This window comes from Lysinibacillus sp. NPDC096382, assembly GCF_044762845.1.
Classification (GTDB): Bacteria; Bacillota; Bacilli; order Bacillales_A; family Planococcaceae; genus Lysinibacillus.
This window is the reverse complement of the sequence record NZ_JBIWFC010000007.1, coordinates 207,786-223,887: the sequence shown is the minus strand read 5'-3', so window position 1 is coordinate 223,887 and position 16,102 is coordinate 207,786. Positions and strand designations below refer to the sequence as shown.

At 37.0% G+C, this 16,102-nt stretch carries 15 protein-coding genes; 12 read left to right on the top strand and 3 right to left on the bottom strand.

Features of this window, described 5'->3' with window-relative positions; translation table 11 throughout:
- Positions 1 to 260 precede the first annotated feature (260 nt).
- The 3 genes from ACIQZA_RS12820 to ACIQZA_RS12810 all read left to right on the top strand — a co-directional run bounded on the left by ACIQZA_RS12820 (position 261) and on the right by ACIQZA_RS12810 (position 2,221).
- A complete protein-coding gene (locus ACIQZA_RS12820) occupies positions 261 to 791 on the top strand; it encodes a GNAT family N-acetyltransferase (RefSeq protein WP_400941128.1) in 531 nt (176 codons plus the stop codon).
- Positions 792 to 980: 189 nt separating this feature from the next.
- Positions 981 to 1,196 carry a hypothetical protein gene (locus ACIQZA_RS12815; protein ID WP_400941131.1) on the top strand — a complete coding sequence of 72 codons (216 nt, stop codon included), beginning with the start codon at positions 981 to 983 and terminating at the stop codon, positions 1,194 to 1,196.
- Positions 1,197 to 1,444: 248 nt separating this feature from the next.
- A complete protein-coding gene (locus tag ACIQZA_RS12810) occupies positions 1,445 to 2,221 on the top strand; it encodes a class I SAM-dependent methyltransferase (protein ID WP_400941134.1) in 777 nt (258 codons plus the stop codon).
- A gap of 132 nt (positions 2,222 to 2,353) precedes the next feature.
- On the opposite strand, the gene ACIQZA_RS12805 is transcribed toward ACIQZA_RS12810, so the two are convergent.
- Positions 2,354 to 2,752: a glucosamine 6-phosphate synthetase gene (locus ACIQZA_RS12805; RefSeq protein ID WP_400941136.1), complete on the bottom strand. Its 399-nt coding sequence runs from the start codon at positions 2,750 to 2,752 to the stop codon at positions 2,354 to 2,356.
- 295 nt (positions 2,753 to 3,047) lie between these two features.
- Between ACIQZA_RS12805 and ACIQZA_RS12800 the strand changes: the two genes are divergently transcribed.
- The 9 genes from ACIQZA_RS12800 (at position 3,048) to ACIQZA_RS12760 (ending at position 14,052) form a co-directional block, all read left to right on the top strand.
- A complete protein-coding gene (locus tag ACIQZA_RS12800; protein ID WP_142507732.1) occupies positions 3,048 to 3,659 on the top strand; it encodes an undecaprenyl-diphosphatase in 612 nt (203 codons plus the stop codon).
- A gap of 517 nt (positions 3,660 to 4,176) precedes the next feature.
- Positions 4,177 to 6,000 carry an IucA/IucC family protein gene (locus ACIQZA_RS12795; protein WP_402884039.1) on the top strand — a complete coding sequence of 608 codons (1,824 nt, stop codon included), beginning with the start codon at positions 4,177 to 4,179 and terminating at the stop codon, positions 5,998 to 6,000.
- Complete coding sequence (locus ACIQZA_RS12790; protein ID WP_400941142.1) at positions 5,972 to 7,726, top strand: IucA/IucC family protein; 1,755 nt, start codon at positions 5,972 to 5,974, stop codon at positions 7,724 to 7,726. Before ACIQZA_RS12795 ends, ACIQZA_RS12790 begins: the two co-directional genes overlap by 29 nt.
- Positions 7,723 to 8,961, top strand: a complete 1,239-nt coding sequence (locus ACIQZA_RS12785; protein WP_400941145.1) for an AMP-binding protein — start codon at positions 7,723 to 7,725, stop codon at positions 8,959 to 8,961. The genes ACIQZA_RS12790 and ACIQZA_RS12785 overlap by 4 nt, the downstream gene beginning before the upstream one ends.
- The gene (asbD, locus tag ACIQZA_RS12780) at positions 8,958 to 9,215 is read left to right on the top strand and encodes a petrobactin biosynthesis protein AsbD (protein ID WP_402884041.1); all 258 of its coding nucleotides are present in this window, start codon (positions 8,958 to 8,960) and stop codon (positions 9,213 to 9,215) included. The genes ACIQZA_RS12785 and asbD overlap by 4 nt, the downstream gene beginning before the upstream one ends.
- 13 nt (positions 9,216 to 9,228) lie before the next feature.
- Positions 9,229 to 10,203, top strand: a complete 975-nt coding sequence (locus ACIQZA_RS12775) for a DUF6005 family protein (protein WP_402884042.1) — start codon at positions 9,229 to 9,231, stop codon at positions 10,201 to 10,203.
- Positions 10,200 to 11,024 (top strand): sugar phosphate isomerase/epimerase family protein, encoded by an 825-nt coding sequence (locus ACIQZA_RS12770; protein ID WP_402884044.1) that lies wholly within the window; start codon positions 10,200 to 10,202, stop codon positions 11,022 to 11,024. The genes ACIQZA_RS12775 and ACIQZA_RS12770 overlap by 4 nt, the downstream gene beginning before the upstream one ends.
- 731 nt (positions 11,025 to 11,755) lie before the next feature.
- Positions 11,756 to 13,453 (top strand): hydrogenase maturation protein, encoded by a 1,698-nt coding sequence (locus ACIQZA_RS12765; protein ID WP_402884045.1) that lies wholly within the window; start codon positions 11,756 to 11,758, stop codon positions 13,451 to 13,453.
- Positions 13,454 to 13,554: 101 nt separating this feature from the next.
- Positions 13,555 to 14,052: a YfbM family protein gene (locus ACIQZA_RS12760; protein WP_400941157.1), complete on the top strand. Its 498-nt coding sequence runs from the start codon at positions 13,555 to 13,557 to the stop codon at positions 14,050 to 14,052.
- A gap of 265 nt (positions 14,053 to 14,317) precedes the next feature.
- Here ACIQZA_RS12760 and ACIQZA_RS12755 read toward each other — a convergent pair whose 3' ends face one another.
- Together ACIQZA_RS12755 and ACIQZA_RS12750 are read right to left on the bottom strand one after the other, a co-directional pair.
- Positions 14,318 to 15,337: a thiazole biosynthesis adenylyltransferase ThiF gene (locus tag ACIQZA_RS12755; protein WP_400941159.1), complete on the bottom strand. Its 1,020-nt coding sequence runs from the start codon at positions 15,335 to 15,337 to the stop codon at positions 14,318 to 14,320.
- The gene (locus ACIQZA_RS12750) at positions 15,334 to 16,101 is read right to left on the bottom strand and encodes a thiazole synthase (RefSeq protein ID WP_402884046.1); all 768 of its coding nucleotides are present in this window, start codon (positions 16,099 to 16,101) and stop codon (positions 15,334 to 15,336) included. The genes ACIQZA_RS12755 and ACIQZA_RS12750 overlap by 4 nt, the downstream gene beginning before the upstream one ends.
- Between the last annotated feature and the right edge of the window lies 1 nt (position 16,102).

The following is a 16,102-nucleotide window of genomic DNA, read 5'->3' as shown; positions in this document are numbered from 1 at the left end:
TCAAGGTGCTACAACGATATTCGCTGTCAATTTGAAACGGATATTAAAGCTACTAAATGAAAATGAATAAGGAATAGAGACAGAAATAAGGCGCTCCCTGTTCAAAATCGAACAAGAAGTGCCTTATTTTTATCTGAGAAAGGTTCGCTTTTATGAAAACGTAAGTTTTTCAGTGCCCTCCTTTCTATTGGGTGTGCTTTTTTGTTTTTAAAGGATTTTACTAGAAGTGTGGAGAATAGATGATTAAAGGGGGAGAATGAATGTTTCCTAATTTAGAGACAGAAAGACTTATTTTAAGAGAATTAACGCAGGATGATGCGGAAAGTGTATTTAATTGCTTTTCTCATGAAGAAGTCACTCGCTATTATGGACAAGAGCCATTTATTGATTTACAGCAAGCAGAAAGTTTAGTGAAATTATTTTCAAAGAACTTTGCTGAAAAAAGAGGGATAAGGTGGGGGATTGAAAGAAAGGAAACAAAAGGTATAATCGGGACAATTGGTTATAACGCTTGGTCGCCTACCCATAGACGGGCAGAGATCGGTTATGAAATTCATCCTGATTATTGGAGAAAAGGATATACTCAAGAAGCGGTTACCGAAATTGTGTCGTATGGCTTTGAGCATATGGGTCTTACTCGTATAGGTGCTGTTGTATTTATAGAAAATGAAGCCTCGAATAAGCTGCTAACTAAAGTGGGCTTTCAACAGGAAGGAATTCTTCGAGATTATATGTATCAAAATGGTCAGGCGCATGATACATTTGTCTATTCCATATTAAAAAATAGATAAGTATGTTTTTTCTCGACAGAAAATTCTATTAACCATAGGAAATATAGTTAAGGCATTGTTATATACCTTTTATTGGTTAATAAATGATAACTAAGATATAGTTTTGCATTTGCTTTTTTCGGTTATAGTGCTAGTAAAGGCTAGGATTTTTATTAGTGGTGAAAAAGTAACAGTAAGGGGCTTTGTGAAATGGGAATACAATATAGCACAGCTTATTTTGAAAAGTTAGATTTACTTGAAATTCTATATGCGGGGCAGGCAGCATTAAAAGAAACGCTACCTACGCACAATGCCAGTAAAAATTATTTAGAACGCTTTGAACAAATAGAAGCAGCCATTGCTAAGCTAAATAAGGAAATTCGAATCCTTGAGCTAAACATCATCCAGTCTTTAGATATAGAATAGTTAAAAGTAAAAAAACTCATGCAATAAATAAAATGCGTGAGTTTTTTTGTTGCTTCAAACGATCTTAAACTTCTCCCTCCTTCATAAAGTTAAAACTTTCAAAAATCAGAACGGATACTTTGATAATAAGGATAACTTATGGAAATCGATAATTAACATTGATTTTACTTATATTACGAATGATTGTAAAATAATGTTAGCGAGGAAATCCATATTGATTGGTAAAAAAACAGAAAAGAGTGATGAAGATGGGCATTGATTTTCACAACAAAGACAATCAAACTACTTATACAACTCGACAGGCTGACCACTCGTGGATCGAAGCAATGAAAGAACTTGTCCCTAACATGAATACTTCGAAGGCTGCAGATATTGGTTGTGGCGGAGGCATTTATGCTAAAGCATTAGCAGATATGGATGTACCTGCTGTAATAGGTGTGGATTTTTCACAGGCTATGCTCGTTGGGGCAAAAGAAAATTGTAAAGACTATGATAATATTACTTTCAAGCAAGGAAATGCATTGGCTACAGGTTTAGACAATGACAGCTACCAGTTAATACTAGAAAGAGCTTTAATTCATCATATCCAAGATTTAAAAGCTTGTTTTCAAGAGGCATATAGAATTTTGGTGGATAAAGGGATATACATTATCCAAGACCGGACACCTGAAGATTGTTTATTAAAAGGTGATGACCACCATATTAGAGGCTATTTCTTTGAGCGTTTTCCAAAATTAAGAGAGCAAGAAATAAAACGCAGACATAGAAGTGAGCTAGTAATTGAGATACTTAAGGCAATTGGGTTTAGCGAGGTGCAAGAAGTAAAGCTATGGGAAACAAGAAATGTGTATGAACAAAAAGAGCAATTGTTAAAAGATTTACGGGAAAGAACAGGCAGAAGTATTTTGCACGAGTTAGACAATGAAGAATTAAATGAATTAGTGAATTATATGGATAAGTCGATTTCAACTGAGAGTTTTATAGTTGAAAAGGACAGATGGACCATTTGGAAAGCTGTAAAATAATTTATTTTTTTAAAGTGTGTTGTGAGGAGTTATCCGCTGGTTGAGTGGTTCAATCCGTCAGTAGGGCTCTGCTATCCGTCGATTCGATTAAAAGAAGCTCTCGTTCGCTTTCAACCGAGAGCTTTTAACTATTTATTTCCCTACTAATGCGAGAAGGTATTGATCTCGATCTGCTTCCTCTTGCATTTTATTATCGACTAACATTGCACCGTACCTCACATTTGTCATATCACGATCAACTAAAAATTGAACATTCACTTTTGAGGCTTTATTATTGACTGGACAGTCTCCTTTAAATTCTACAACATCCTGTCCTTTTTGAGTTTCAAAATACACCCAGTATGGATTTTGACAAGCGCTAGCAAATCCCGATTCTATTGTTTTACTACTATTTTCGAAAGAATAGTTTTTTACATATGTAATATAGTCATTATCCGTAATGTCCTTTTGTGGACCGTAAAAATACCAGAACACCCCTAAAATTCCGATTGGCACAATCCACAGTATATTCCTTTTGCTTAATTTCCCCATATTTGATGCCCCCTTTATTAAAATATTTTATCATCTTTATACTTATTTTTGCTAGCTTACTATAATATTTTCTAGTTTATGATGCAATGTTGTAAAAACGGATTTGGTAGAGAAATTGATTTTTTTCAGATTCATCTGCGGTTTATTGAAGAAAGGGGATTTTTTTGTAAATAAAAGAAACTATATGGCTTATGATGACGTCATGTATGAAAGGGTAAGCAAGTATTTAACTGGAAGCAGTGCATATTTGAAAAACGTTAATTTACTGAGAAATTAAAAGCAAGGAGATTTAAAAATGAATTATGGAATATTTCAATGGATTAATGATCTAGCTGGTCGCTATCCTTTGCTGGATAAAGGGATGATTTTCATCACTGATAGCGTTCCTTATATCGTTATCGTATTCATGTTATTTTTATGGTTTACAGCAAACAAAGAAAAAAGGACAGAAAAACAATATACAGCTTTTTACATTGTCTTTACATGTTTACTTGGATTGGGTCTAAACGCACTCATTCACCTATTCTACTATCATGCACGACCATTCATTACATATGATGTTCATCAGTTAGTACCACATGCTGATGATTCTTCGTTTGTAAGTGATCATTCAGTATTAGTATTCGCTCTAGCGTGGACGTTACTTTTACGAAAAGACTCGTGGAAGTATCCGGTATTAGTATGGGCCATCTTAGTAGGTATTTCACGTATCTTCGTCGGCGTACATTATCCAGCCGACGTGATTGGTGGAGCCCTTCTGTCATTTGGGGCAAGTTTAGTCATTATCAAGTTCTCCAAAGTATTGGAGCCGGTCGTACAAGTTCTATTCAATATTTATAACAAACTAACGAAACATATCCCTTTTTTAGCAAAGTTCGGTCATAAAGATCTAAGTCAGGGGAATTAATAAAGTATAGATGAAGAGTCGCATATTAATGCGGCTCTTTATTTTGTCAACAAAAGAATAAAAATAATGTGTATTCAAAAACAACAGTTAATTCACTCAGAGATAGCGTTTTCTCCTTGTAATATTTTGTCGTCACAATAGATCACAAATCAATAAAATCGGATAACTGATATAAGAAACGATCTCTGCTGCTACAGTTTTACATATTTCGATGGCTTGTATTGCTATATAGGTCTTTAGACATTTGACCATTTATGTATTTCCTGTATTATGTAAATATGGTTGAAAATGATAATCATTATCAGTAGTGTCGCGTAGTTATAAATTTACTATCATCCTATAAATTTTTAATGTTCTTTTAATTACTAGGATCATGTATCATTTGTCAGCAACACATTTGTTTCCATTTACTTCTTATTATCAGTCTTGCTAATTAGGAAGACAAATTTTTTTAACAATTGATGAGAACTATTATCATTTACTAGGTGGAAGATTCTGTGAAAGGATGGCTAATTACATGCAACAGATTGCTAAACAGATTGCAGAAAATGCAACGTTTCAGGCGTTTATGAATTGTTATATACGAGAAGTGAAAAGCGGACATTGGATCACAAAGGAGGAGTGGATAACAGAACAGCGACTAACTATCCTGATTACAGAGGGACATATGTTAGAGCTTGAGTTGCCGATACAAAACATCCGTATTGCATTTGGTGTGGAATACAAATCACTTGTTGGAAGACATAAATTTGGTGTTTCGTTGAAGTATTGTACGAATAAAAAACAATGGCTTGTCGAAGATAAATTAACGATACTCATCATGCTCATTCAAGAGCTACATTTAATGACTAAGGCGGATGGATGTCCTGGATTTTCTCCCCATTTTGATGAACTCATTCTGCGCATAATTGAAAGCTATCAAACAATGGCAAATTATATTGAAAACAGTTTGGAAGATAAGAAACAACATGGAGCAAACGTTACATTTATTGAAGCTGAGCAGTCTCTCTTATTTGGACATTGGCTTCATCCGACACCTAAAAGCAGACAAGGTATGGCAAATTGGCAACAAATGAGTTTTGCTCCAGAGCTACAAGGATCTTTCCAACTTCACTATTTTCGTGTGGACCCCAAAATTGTGAAAGAGTCCTCTGTATTAGAAAAAAGTGCGAGTGAACTCATTTATCAGTCTTTAACAAAATCACAACCTGATTTTGTTATGTCAGAGAAAGATTACCTCATTCCGATGCATCCGCTTCAAGCACAGTGGCTTTTACAGCAACAGTATGTAAAACAAGCGCTTGCTAAAGGATTGATAAAATACGAAGGTGCGCTTGGGGCATTGTATACAGCAACCTCTTCGATAAGAACAGTATATAGCCCAAATGAAGAGATGATGTATAAGTTTTCAATTCCTGTAAAAATAACGAATTCATTGAGGGTAAATAGAACGCATGAACTAAAAGCTGGAATAGTTATGGCTCGGTTAATGAATAAGATTAATTTCTCGCAAAATTATCCATATTTCCGGATGATTGATGACCCAGCCTATATGACTGTAGAGTTCCCAAATCAGACGGAATCAGGGTTTGAGGTTATTTTTCGCTCTAACGTATTTCCTAAAGGACATGATGAAGGAATCTGCATGATCGCTACTCTTGTGCAAGAGCCCTTACCAAATGAAAAATCAAAATTGTGTCAGCTCATTATGAAAATCTCACAATCAGAATTCCGCTCTTTAGAGAGTGTAAGTTTAGATTGGTTTAAAGTCTATTGGAAATGTGCAATTGAATCATTATTAAGATTATACGATGAGCATGGGATAGCTCTCGAAGCACACCAGCAAAATAGTCTGTTAAACATTTCTTCAGGTTATCCAACTACTTATTATTATCGTGATAACCAAGGTTATTACTTATCAAAAGCATATAAAGAAGTACTTCTTTCAATAGAGCCTTCTTTACATGAAACAGCTGAGCTATTTTACGAAGATGCCCTTATTCATGATAGATTTACATATTATTTGTTTATGAATCAATTGTTTCCCGTTATTTCCCGTTTTGGAGCAGATCAGCTAATCGATGAAAAAATTCTTTTGAAGTGGTCTACCGATCAACTCTACTTATTAGAAAAAGAATTCACAGGTTTCGGGAAGGCATTCGTTCGTAACATTCTAAAACAAGAAGAGCTTGCGTTTAAAGCAAATCTATTAACAAGGTTTCATGATGTAGATGAACTAGAAGCCGAACTTGAACAAGCGGTATACACGAAAATTCCAAATCCGTTCGTTCTTCAGTATGAGGAGGCAGAGTATGCAGCAGCTACAGCCTTTAGCTTCTAAACAAGGAGAGCTACGTGTAAGGCGGCAACTTGTAGAAGCAATGATTTTTGAAGGACTAATTAAATATGAAGAAACACGTTTAGATAAATGGACTTCAATTTTTACGCTTGTTGGTCAGAAGTGCACCTATCGTTGTGAAGGAAGAAGAATGGCATTTGATCGCATCCGAATACAGGGAGAGAGTATTTTTCTAGTAGGAAAAGATGAAACATTACTAGAAGCAACGCTTGAGGATCTAGTAGATGAATTACTTTCGGCTCGTAAAGATAAAGTACGATTACTGAAAGAACTTCATTTAACGAGTAAGCTATGTGAATGGAATGATCGCCATCTCCAAATGCCGATGTCGAGAAGAAATTCGAGCTATGAAGAATTAGAATCAGAAATCATTGAAGGACATCCATATCATCCTTGTTTTAAATCCAGAACTGGTTTTACGATCAACGACCATAAAGACTATGGCCCTGAGGCAAAGCAATCTTTTTCTCTTGAATGGGTTGCAGTGAGAAGAAGCTACGTCCGAATTTCTGTTCTTGAAGAGGAAGAGAACTTTTGGAAAAGAGAGCTAGGGCATTTGCTGTGGGAAGACCTTCTTGCAACGCTAGCGGTATTCGATGGAACATTTGAAGAATATACGTTTTTACCTGTTCATCCTTGGCAATGGCATAACATGAAGCAAGAACTAGCTAGATTAATGGAGCAAAAAGATCTAATACCTCTAAATGTGCAAGGAGATTACTATAGGACAACCCAATCAGTGCGAACATTATGGAATTTTTCAAATCCAAAAAAGGCGCAATTAAAATGCTCGATGAATATGGTGAATACCTCTTCATTACGAAAGTTACATGCTCATGCTGTTTGTGCCGCTCCTCATATTTCAGCATGGCTTAAACAGGTGATTCAATTAGACGCCTATTTACAAGAGGAAGCGTCTCTTGTTGTGCTGGAAGAATATGCAGGGATTATTTTTGAACCGAATGCAAACAAACATAGTAGCAAACTAGAAGGTCAGCTTGGCTCAATATGGCGAGAAAGTGTGCGCTCGTATATGAAGGATGAAGAGGAAGCGGTACCGTTTACGATACTAATGATGATGGAGATAGATGGGCGTCCATTTATTGATGATTGGCTTTGCCGATATGGAACGGAGGAATGGGTAAAACGCTTGATCGAAGTGAGTGTTATTCCTGTGTGGCACTTGCTTGTCGCCCACGGTATTGCTGTGGAGGCCCATGCGCAAAATATGATTTTATTACATCAAAATGGGTGGCCGACTCGGGTTGTACTGAGGGATTTCCATGACAGTATCGAATATATGGAAGAATTCATTGCAGACAGAAGCCTTGTTCCAGACTTTGAAACGATACACGATCGTTTTAAAGATGCACCTGTCGATCATTATTATTGGATGTCTTCTGTAGAGGCTTTACGAGAGTTAGCTATGGATACACTATTCGTGTTTCATTTAAGTGAACTATCTTATTTGCTAGAAGAGCAGTATGGATTTGCAGAAACACATTTTTGGAGTCAAGTTAAGGACGGAATACAGAAGCATTTTGAACGCTTTCCATCATTATGCTCAAGAAATGAACAGCTTCAACATACTAGCACACAAATTTATGTTGAATCTTTGCTAACAAAGAAACTTCAAAATCAAGAAGAAGGTAATTTTCGACATATCGTCAACAATGCGTTGGCGCAAGCGGATAAAAAGGGGAAATGATGATGTTTTATGTCAATGATCAATTTTATACAGTAGAAGATATCGAGAAGCAATTTGAACTATTTGAAAGCTTACCGCATCTAAGGGAGTGTAACAATCGCAGACTTGCTATTTGTACGGATGACACTTTCCAATATATGGCCCTTTGTTTATACATTCGCGAAAAAGGTGGATCAGTTGTCCCAATCCATCCAGCGACGCCAAAAGAGGGATCTGTACGGCTTGCTTCTTTAGCAGGTAGTCATCTTTTGATGTTCCAATCGATTGATACTTTCATCGAACTATCAAATCATTCCAATAACCAAGAAGGCGTATTAGTTCAAATGAGCTCAGGTACAACAGGAACTCCGAAATGTATTGAACGAACGTGGAGTGCAGTGGAAGAAGAAATTGAAAGTTATGTGGAGACTTTACCTGTCGATTCCTTGACAAATTCTGTTGTCGCTTGTCCAGTTACTCATTCTTATGGATTCATTTGTGGTGTTTTGGCTTGCATAAGAAGGGGAGCAATGCCAGTTATTATTACGAACAGTAATCCTAAATATATTTTGAAAAAGCTAAAAGAATATCCTAAGCACATACTCTATGCGGCTCCAGCGTTACTTTATACATTAAGTCGATTATTACCTATTGATCAACAATTTGATCGTGTGATGACGTCAGGAACTATGATGCCGCATAGCTGGTTGACATCATTAAGAGAGAAATCTCACCAAGTATTACAGCAGTATGGATGCTCTGAATCCGGGTGTGTTGCGATTCATCCTAATGTGAAAGATCCGAAACAAATGGGCTACCCCCTTCCTCATGTGAAGGTGACAGCTGGTGAAAAACAAACACCGAGCGAAATTATCATTGAATTGTCTACACAAACAATTTATACAAAAGATCTTGGCTATATAGAAGATAATGTTCTTTCTTTTCTTGCAAGAATGGATGACACGATTAATGTAGCAGGCTTAAATGTGTATCCGCAAGAAGTTGAAACCGTGTTAATGGATGACCCAAGAATAGTCGAAGCAGTCGTATATAAGAAACAAGACAACTTATCAGGAGAGCGAGTATGCGCACTATACGTGTCTACCGAACCGATAGATAATATGGAGCTTAGAGAATGGTGCCGGAAATATCTCGCTCCACATCAAATTCCGATGGAGTTTGTGTTTGTTCATGAAATTGAAAAGCTACCTAATGGAAAAGTAAGTAGAAAAAAACTTGGAGGCATACCAGTATGACGCGACAACAATTGATCAAGAGCATCTATGATATTTTGGATAATTCGTTAGAGTTGCAGACACTGTCTTCTTTTAATGAAGATGCCCGATTAAATGAGGATTTGTATATGGACTCCATTATGGTCCTTCAACTGATTCTTCATATAGAGTTGGATCTTGGCATTTCCATTCCTGATGAGGTTCTTGTTCCTAAAGATTTCAAAACAGTAGGAACACTAGCAAGCTTTTTAGAAAAACAGCAAAAGGTAGAATAATCGGAGGCTAAAAATGATAAAAGTTCATTGTTTTGTAAGCTGTGTTTGTGAGGTTATTAAGAGATCGGAAGGCGTCGATCATAGGCCTTACTATTTTGGGGTATGGGACGCAGATTTTGATGTGCTCGATAATGGAGTGCTAACATACCACTCTGATCAAATTGATCATCATTTCTTTCAAACATGGTATGAAATGCTCTATGGAATCAAGCTATACAAATGGTATGACGACAAGCAATCAAAACAAGAAAATATAAACAAACTGCTAAAGTTATTAGAGAATAAATCTCCACATCAACATGTGATGGTGATGCTGGATTTATCGATGCTTCCAGAGCGAGAGAATAAATTTCATCAACGTCCATTCCCTCATTATGTGATGCTAGAATCAACAGAAAATGAAGAAGATTGGTTTATGTATGACCCTGATTTTCGCTGGGAAGGGATTTTACCGAAAGAGAGAATTTTAGCTGCAATCCAAGAGCCAACTGTCGGAGGTGGTTATTACTTTAATTCTGAGACGATTATTGCGCCAACTACAGAGATGGTTGAAGCCTATTTTAATACATGTATAAAGCTGCATTGTAATCCGTTGACAGATGCAATTACCGAGATTATTAAAAAGTATATTGCAGGAAAAGAACAAGAAAATATGTCAAAACTTCCGACTGCATTAAAACAATTGCCGGTTATAGCGATCAGAAAATATGCGTATGAACATGCGTTTGCATTTTTTGGGGAAGCGCTTGGCCACGATGAGGAAAGCTTTGACACATGGTGTGATGATATTGAGCGTTTAGTGAATGGCTATACAACGATTCAGTATCGAGTGATGAAACTTGCGATGACGCAAGATTTATTATTAGCTAAAGATATTTTCTTGAAGTTAGAAGAACAAAATCTCCTTGAGTTCAAGATTAAGCAAGGGTTACAAGAATGTTTTCAAGCATGGTTAACATTACAGCACAAGAAAGAGGTCATATTATGAAACTATCTATCTGTACGATTTCGTTTCGACACCATCTACATTCGATTGATCAATTAGCTCACTTTGCAAAAACTCAAGGTTTTCAAGGAATCGAGCTCTGGGGTGCTCATGCAAAGAACTTGGCAGATGAACTTCATTATGGAGCAGATTGGCTAAGCTCCTACGGTTTGGAAACAAGTATGCTTAGTGATTATTTGCCATTAGAAGCACCAATTTCCGAGATGATGGCTGAAACAGAGAAGTTATCATCACTTGCAAAGCGCTGGGGAACGAATAAGATTCGTACATTTGTAGGAAAACATGGCAGTTCAGACACAAGTAAAAAAGAAAGGAAAGAACTTATTTCCAGGCTTAGAATGCTCTGTGATTATCTTGAGTCAAAAGGACAATATTTGCTTGTTGAAACTCATCCGAATACATTGACAGATAATCTACTTTCAACGATGCAGTTACTCGAAGAAACGAATCACTCAAGCCTACGAGTGAACTTTGACGTTTTGCATATATGGGAATCAGGGATAAATCCTATTGTCGCCACAAAGCAACTTCGTCCTTATATCTCACATTTTCACTTTAAAAATATTGCCTCACGTGCACAACTTGATGTTTTTTCTCCAAACAATGTTTATGCTGCAGCAGGGTCTAGAGAAGGGATAGTTCCATTGTTTGAAGGTGCAATTGATTATAAAGAATTTCTAGCAGAAGTACTTTCAATCGTGGAGGTAGAAGCGTCATTGGAATGGTTCGGATCGAATGTGAAGAGCGTATTAGCAAAAGATGTACAGGAGGTTAAGAAGGCGTTGCAGTTGGTACAAGTATAATATGTAAAAGCTAACTATCCGTTTTCGTAAATAGAGAGAGGCAGAGAAATCAGTAAATTTTTAAAGGGAAATCCGAAAAATCAGAAAAAGTGCGGGAAATCAGGAATTGATTTCTCGCACTTTTTAAAGTTTTGACTAGTTTTGTCCATTCCACCTCATCAGCAATAGATACTTTTACTGAAACGCCTTCAGCTTAGTGGACTTAATTATAACCAATTTACTTTACCAAAGCGTACTCATCAAATGACGAATAATTGAAAAACTAAAAATGCAAAAAGTCTTTTTCTGAAAAGTGGGTCAAACTATTGATATATCACCATTTCCAACGTTTATAAATTGGTTATTATTGATAATTTGTCTATTATATGTCAATTTTGTGATTTTGAAGTTTTTTAATTTTATTTATTTTGTGTCTTGCATTGACTCACATCCCTCGAAAAAATAAAATGAGAACATTGGGAAAATTTCCTAATTAAAGGGCGCTTCTGCAAAAGGATTTTCAGGGCTTGAAATAGAAAATGCCCTCTTGTATGATGCATGATTGTCAACTAGAAAATGACTCATCATCACATAAGGAGGACTCCATTAATACGAACCAAAAGATCAATCAAGTATCAGAAAAAACGCACGCCATTGGTTCAATGGGGTATACATTGTGTATCTAAAAACAATAACAAGCTCTGTTATATTTTGTTTATCACTACCTAATAGAAAGATATTGGAGGATTAAAATGAAAATTTTATTTATAACATCCGCACATAACAGCATGAGCCAACGCTTTTACGTTGAATTGACAGATAGAAAATATGAAGTGGATATTCATATCACCACAACAATAGATGCAATGATTCAAGCAATAGAAGTTTCAAAGCCAGATTTGATTATCTGTCCGTTCTTGAAGACCGCCATCCCAGAGGAAATTTGGAAGAAGTATGTATGTATTATTGTACACCCTGGTATTAAAGGGGATAGAGGACCTTCTTCTATTGATTGGGCGATCATGGGACAGGAGAGAGAATGGGGAGTTACACTACTTCAAGCAGAGCAGGAAATGGATGCAGGAGATATTTGGTCTACAAACAATTATTCGATGCGTGAAGTTAGTAAAAGCACGCTATACAGACATGAAGCAACACATGCAGCTGTAAAAGGATTACTTGATTTATTGGAGAAGTTTAAGGCGTATCAAAAGGGAGAGTATTTTCCTGAACCATTAGATTATAATAATTCAAATGTGAAAGGTACACTTTTACCAACAATGAAACAATCTGACCGTAGAATTCATTGGCTTAGTGATAATTCTGAAACTATTGCAAGAAAAATTCGTGCTGCTGATAGTAACCCTGGAGTTCTCGATACTATATTCGGTGGAGAGTACTATTTATTCGGTTGTCATGTAGATGACAGAATAGTTGGGAATAGTGGGGAAATTCTTGGCTATCGTGATGATGCAGTATGTGTAGGAACGATTGATGGGAGTGTTTGGATTAGTCACGTAAAGAAAAAAGGAGGGATAAAATTACCAGCATCCCTTGCTCTATCACATTTATTAAGGAATGTTCCTGAATTACCTATTAATCCTTTTGACGATATTGAAGGGAGAACATACAGAGAAATCTACTATAATGAAAAAAATCAAGTAGGATACTTGCATTTTGATTTTTATAATGGCGCTATGCACACCTCACACTGTAAGAAACTTCAACAAGCCATTATAGAAGCTAAAACAAAAAATAGTAAAGTATTAGTTTTAATGGGTGGGCATGATTTTTGGTCTAATGGTATTCACTTAAATACTATTGAATATGCTGAAAATCAAGGGGATGAATCGTGGGAAAATATTAATGCGATTGATGATATGATTCTTGAAATTCTAAATACACCAGACAAAATTGTTATGACTGCTATGCAAGGAAATGCTGGTGCGGGAGGGGTCATACTAGGTCTTACAGGTGATTTTATTTTTGCAAGAGAAGGTGTTGTTTTAAATCCTCATTATAAAAAAATGGGGAACCTATATGGTTCAGAATATTGGACGTATTTATTACCAAAACGCTTGGGGAAAGAGTTAGCTTTTGAAATTACTGAAACATGTCCTGCCTTAAGTACATTAAAAGCACAAGAAATCGGATTAATTGATGATTATTTTAAAGGTAATGTCCAAGAATTTAATGAAAAAATACAAAAAGTTGCTGAATATTGGGCATCTTCGTCTCTTTATGATGAAATTATTGCAAATAAACAAGCAGAACGAGAAAGAGATGAAAAAGAAAAGCCATTAGCAGAATATCGCCATGAAGAATTAGAACAAATGAAGATTAACTTTTATGGAGAAGATAAAAGTTACCATATTGCACGGAAAAAATTTGTCTATAAATTAGCTTGTGATCAGCCAAGCGTTCTTCTAAATGATAAAATAACGATTTGAAATAATTAGTGCTAATTCCCTTTCATCAGAATGGGGCGGACCAAACGCCCCGTTTTGAATGATGAGATATAATTGATAGAAAATAAAGGGGAAGATACACGATGGGAATTATGGCCAGTTACTTATCATTAAACAATGCTTTAGCGGATGAAATTGCCGACTTAAATAATTTCCATATCGTCAAGCGACTTGAGGAGCTTATGGAAAATCATAGCTGTCCCGTAAATGAAATGGATAAATTATGGGACGGATTGCATTGTTTGCTAACAGGGATCTCTGCCTCACAGCCAATCGAGAACCACCCATTAAGCGAGGCCATTGTCGGCGTTCACGTGCTGGATACTGAAGAATTTGTCAGCGTCATTGGTTCTGAAGAGCTTCCCCGGATTTTAGAAGCTCTTCATTCTATGGATAGGACTGTCTTGCAGCAACAATTCAAGCCAGCAATTTTTAGAGCCAAACAGATTTATCCGGATATTTGGGCGGACGATGAAGCCGTGGAGCTTTTCGCAGAACTTATAGCGGAACTCGATCAATTAATCCATTTTTATGAACAAAGCCTTGCCCGGGGGCATGACATATTAATCAGCATTTATTAAAACCGCATCAATCTTAAACTGTACCCTATCGAGAGATCTACTCGATAGGGTACAGTTGGAGATACGAAAGGGTTTATTATATATCCTACCAAAGCGGTACAAGATAGGGGGAAAATGGAGTTGCTACGCGGTGCTTATGAAGGTAAATTTCAAAAGCAGTATATAAAAAGAAAACCCGAACTATTAGGAAACATTAAATGCATTTCGTCATGTAGTTCGGGTTTTTCAACAGCTAAAAACTTTTTGTCCAGCCTCATTCAAATTTTTATCCTAAATAGCGATGATACAGTGTTTTCGCTTCTGCAATATCTTTTGTTCCGTGGATTAAAACTCGCCCGTCTTTAAAAATAACCAAACGGTGATCATCGACAGTATAAGATAACAGATAAGGGTTGCGCTGAACATTTCCGCCTTGCTGCAAAAAAACTTTTTCCAGTTTGGCTAAATCCTGTTCTTCTTGCGCGGAAGGCCGGATTTGAACAGAATCTCTTCCGCATAGTATAGCTGTTTTTGTTTGATTTTCAAAGGATAGGTAGGGATATGTCCGATTGTTCCCGCATGATGGGCAATCATCTTTTTTCATCTTATCCACTTTTATTGCACTATATTGGTTTTTCCAAAGATCAAAAGATAGTAATTTATTCCGCAATGCTGCTGTATCATCCACTAATATTTTTAAAGCTTCACTTATCTGATGGGCAGTAACCATTTGCACGGTAGGACCGATGATTCCCGCGGTATCGCACGTTAAACCTCCGATAGGAACTGTTTCCAATAAACATGAAAGACAAGGGTTTTTTTCAGGAATGATCGTATATGTAATACCATAGCTCCCCACACATGCGCCATAGATCCAGGGTACTGAGTATTTTTGCGAGACATCATTCATCATCATTCTTGTTTCAAAGTTATCGGTCGCATCAATCATGAGATCGGCCTGTTTTGCCCATTCTTCTAGCTCAAACACTGACGCATCCGCTACTATTGCTTCGACCGTTACAGTTGAATTGATGGCCTCCAGGCGTTTTTTTGCTGCAATCGCTTTAGGCATCCTGTTTTTTGCATCATCTTCAGCGTATAGCTGTTGACGCTGCAGGTTTGACCATTCCACATAATCTCGGTCCACAATCGTCAGTTTACCTATTCCCGCGCGGACTAGTGCTTCGGCATTTGTTGTTCCCAGCGCTCCAGCTCCAACAATCAATGCATGTTTAGCTGAAATTTTTTGCTGTCCGGATTCCCCAATCGGTGCAAATAATTGCTGTCGTGAATAGCGATCATTCATCCAATACTCATCCCTTCCAAAGGACTGCTCGCTGTGGCATAGCGTTTCTTCGGAATTCTACCAGCTTCAAAGCCAAGGCGTCCGGCCTCAATAGCAAGTTTCATAGCTTTTGCCATCTTGATAGGGTCTTTTGCGGCAGATACAGCTGTGTTTAATAAAATTCCATCAGCACCCAGTTCCATTGCCATTGCTGCATCAGCAGGAGAGCCGATACCAGCATCGACAATAACGGGCACCGTTGCTTGTTCAATGATAAAACTCAAGTTAAGCGGGTTAATGATTCCCCGTCCGGAACCAATCGGTGAGGCTCCTGGCATTACGGCATGGCAGCCTAATTCCTGTAGCTTTCTGGCTAAAACAACATCATCTGATGTGTACGGAAGAACAATAAACCCTTCCTTTATTAATTCTTCTGTTGCTTTTAACGTTTCAATAGGGTCAGGAAGCAATGTTTTGTCACATCCAATAACCTCTACTTTAATCATATCGCAAAGGCCGGATGCTTTCGCAAGCTTTGCAATGCGGACGGCCTCGACTGCGTTTTTGGCTCCTGCTGTATTTGGCAATAAAGTATATTTTTTAGTATCAAGCTTTTCTAAAAAATTTGGCTGGTTCGCTTCAAAGATATTCATTCTCCGAACGGCAAATGTCAGGACTTCTGCCTTCGATTCAGCAATAGCCTGCTTTTGGATATCAAAATTAGGGTATTTTCCTGTTCCAAGCAGCAAACGGGATTGAAATGAATAAGGACCTATTTTTAACATA

Bases quoted from the DNA above. Each gene is read 5' to 3' on its own strand.
- ACIQZA_RS12820 (WP_400941128.1), top strand. From the start codon at position 261: ATGTTTCCTAATTTAGAGACAGAAAGACTTATTTTAAGAGAATTAACG.
- ACIQZA_RS12815 (WP_400941131.1), top strand. From the start codon at position 981: ATGGGAATACAATATAGCACAGCTTATTTTGAAAAGTTAGATTTACTT.
- ACIQZA_RS12810 (WP_400941134.1), top strand. From the start codon at position 1,445: ATGGGCATTGATTTTCACAACAAAGACAATCAAACTACTTATACAACT.
- ACIQZA_RS12805 (WP_400941136.1), bottom strand. From the start codon at position 2,752: ATGGGGAAATTAAGCAAAAGGAATATACTGTGGATTGTGCCAATCGGA.
- ACIQZA_RS12800 (WP_142507732.1), top strand. From the start codon at position 3,048: ATGAATTATGGAATATTTCAATGGATTAATGATCTAGCTGGTCGCTAT.
- ACIQZA_RS12795 (WP_402884039.1), top strand. From the start codon at position 4,177: ATGCAACAGATTGCTAAACAGATTGCAGAAAATGCAACGTTTCAGGCG.
- ACIQZA_RS12790 (WP_400941142.1), top strand. From the start codon at position 5,972: ATGCAGCAGCTACAGCCTTTAGCTTCTAAACAAGGAGAGCTACGTGTA.
- ACIQZA_RS12785 (WP_400941145.1), top strand. From the start codon at position 7,723: ATGATGATGTTTTATGTCAATGATCAATTTTATACAGTAGAAGATATC.
- asbD (WP_402884041.1), top strand. From the start codon at position 8,958: ATGACGCGACAACAATTGATCAAGAGCATCTATGATATTTTGGATAAT.
- ACIQZA_RS12775 (WP_402884042.1), top strand. From the start codon at position 9,229: ATGATAAAAGTTCATTGTTTTGTAAGCTGTGTTTGTGAGGTTATTAAG.
- ACIQZA_RS12770 (WP_402884044.1), top strand. From the start codon at position 10,200: ATGAAACTATCTATCTGTACGATTTCGTTTCGACACCATCTACATTCG.
- ACIQZA_RS12765 (WP_402884045.1), top strand. From the start codon at position 11,756: ATGAAAATTTTATTTATAACATCCGCACATAACAGCATGAGCCAACGC.
- ACIQZA_RS12760 (WP_400941157.1), top strand. From the start codon at position 13,555: ATGGGAATTATGGCCAGTTACTTATCATTAAACAATGCTTTAGCGGAT.
- ACIQZA_RS12755 (WP_400941159.1), bottom strand. From the start codon at position 15,337: ATGAATGATCGCTATTCACGACAGCAATTATTTGCACCGATTGGGGAA.
- ACIQZA_RS12750 (WP_402884046.1), bottom strand. From the start codon at position 16,101: ATGTTAAAAATAGGTCCTTATTCATTTCAATCCCGTTTGCTGCTTGGA.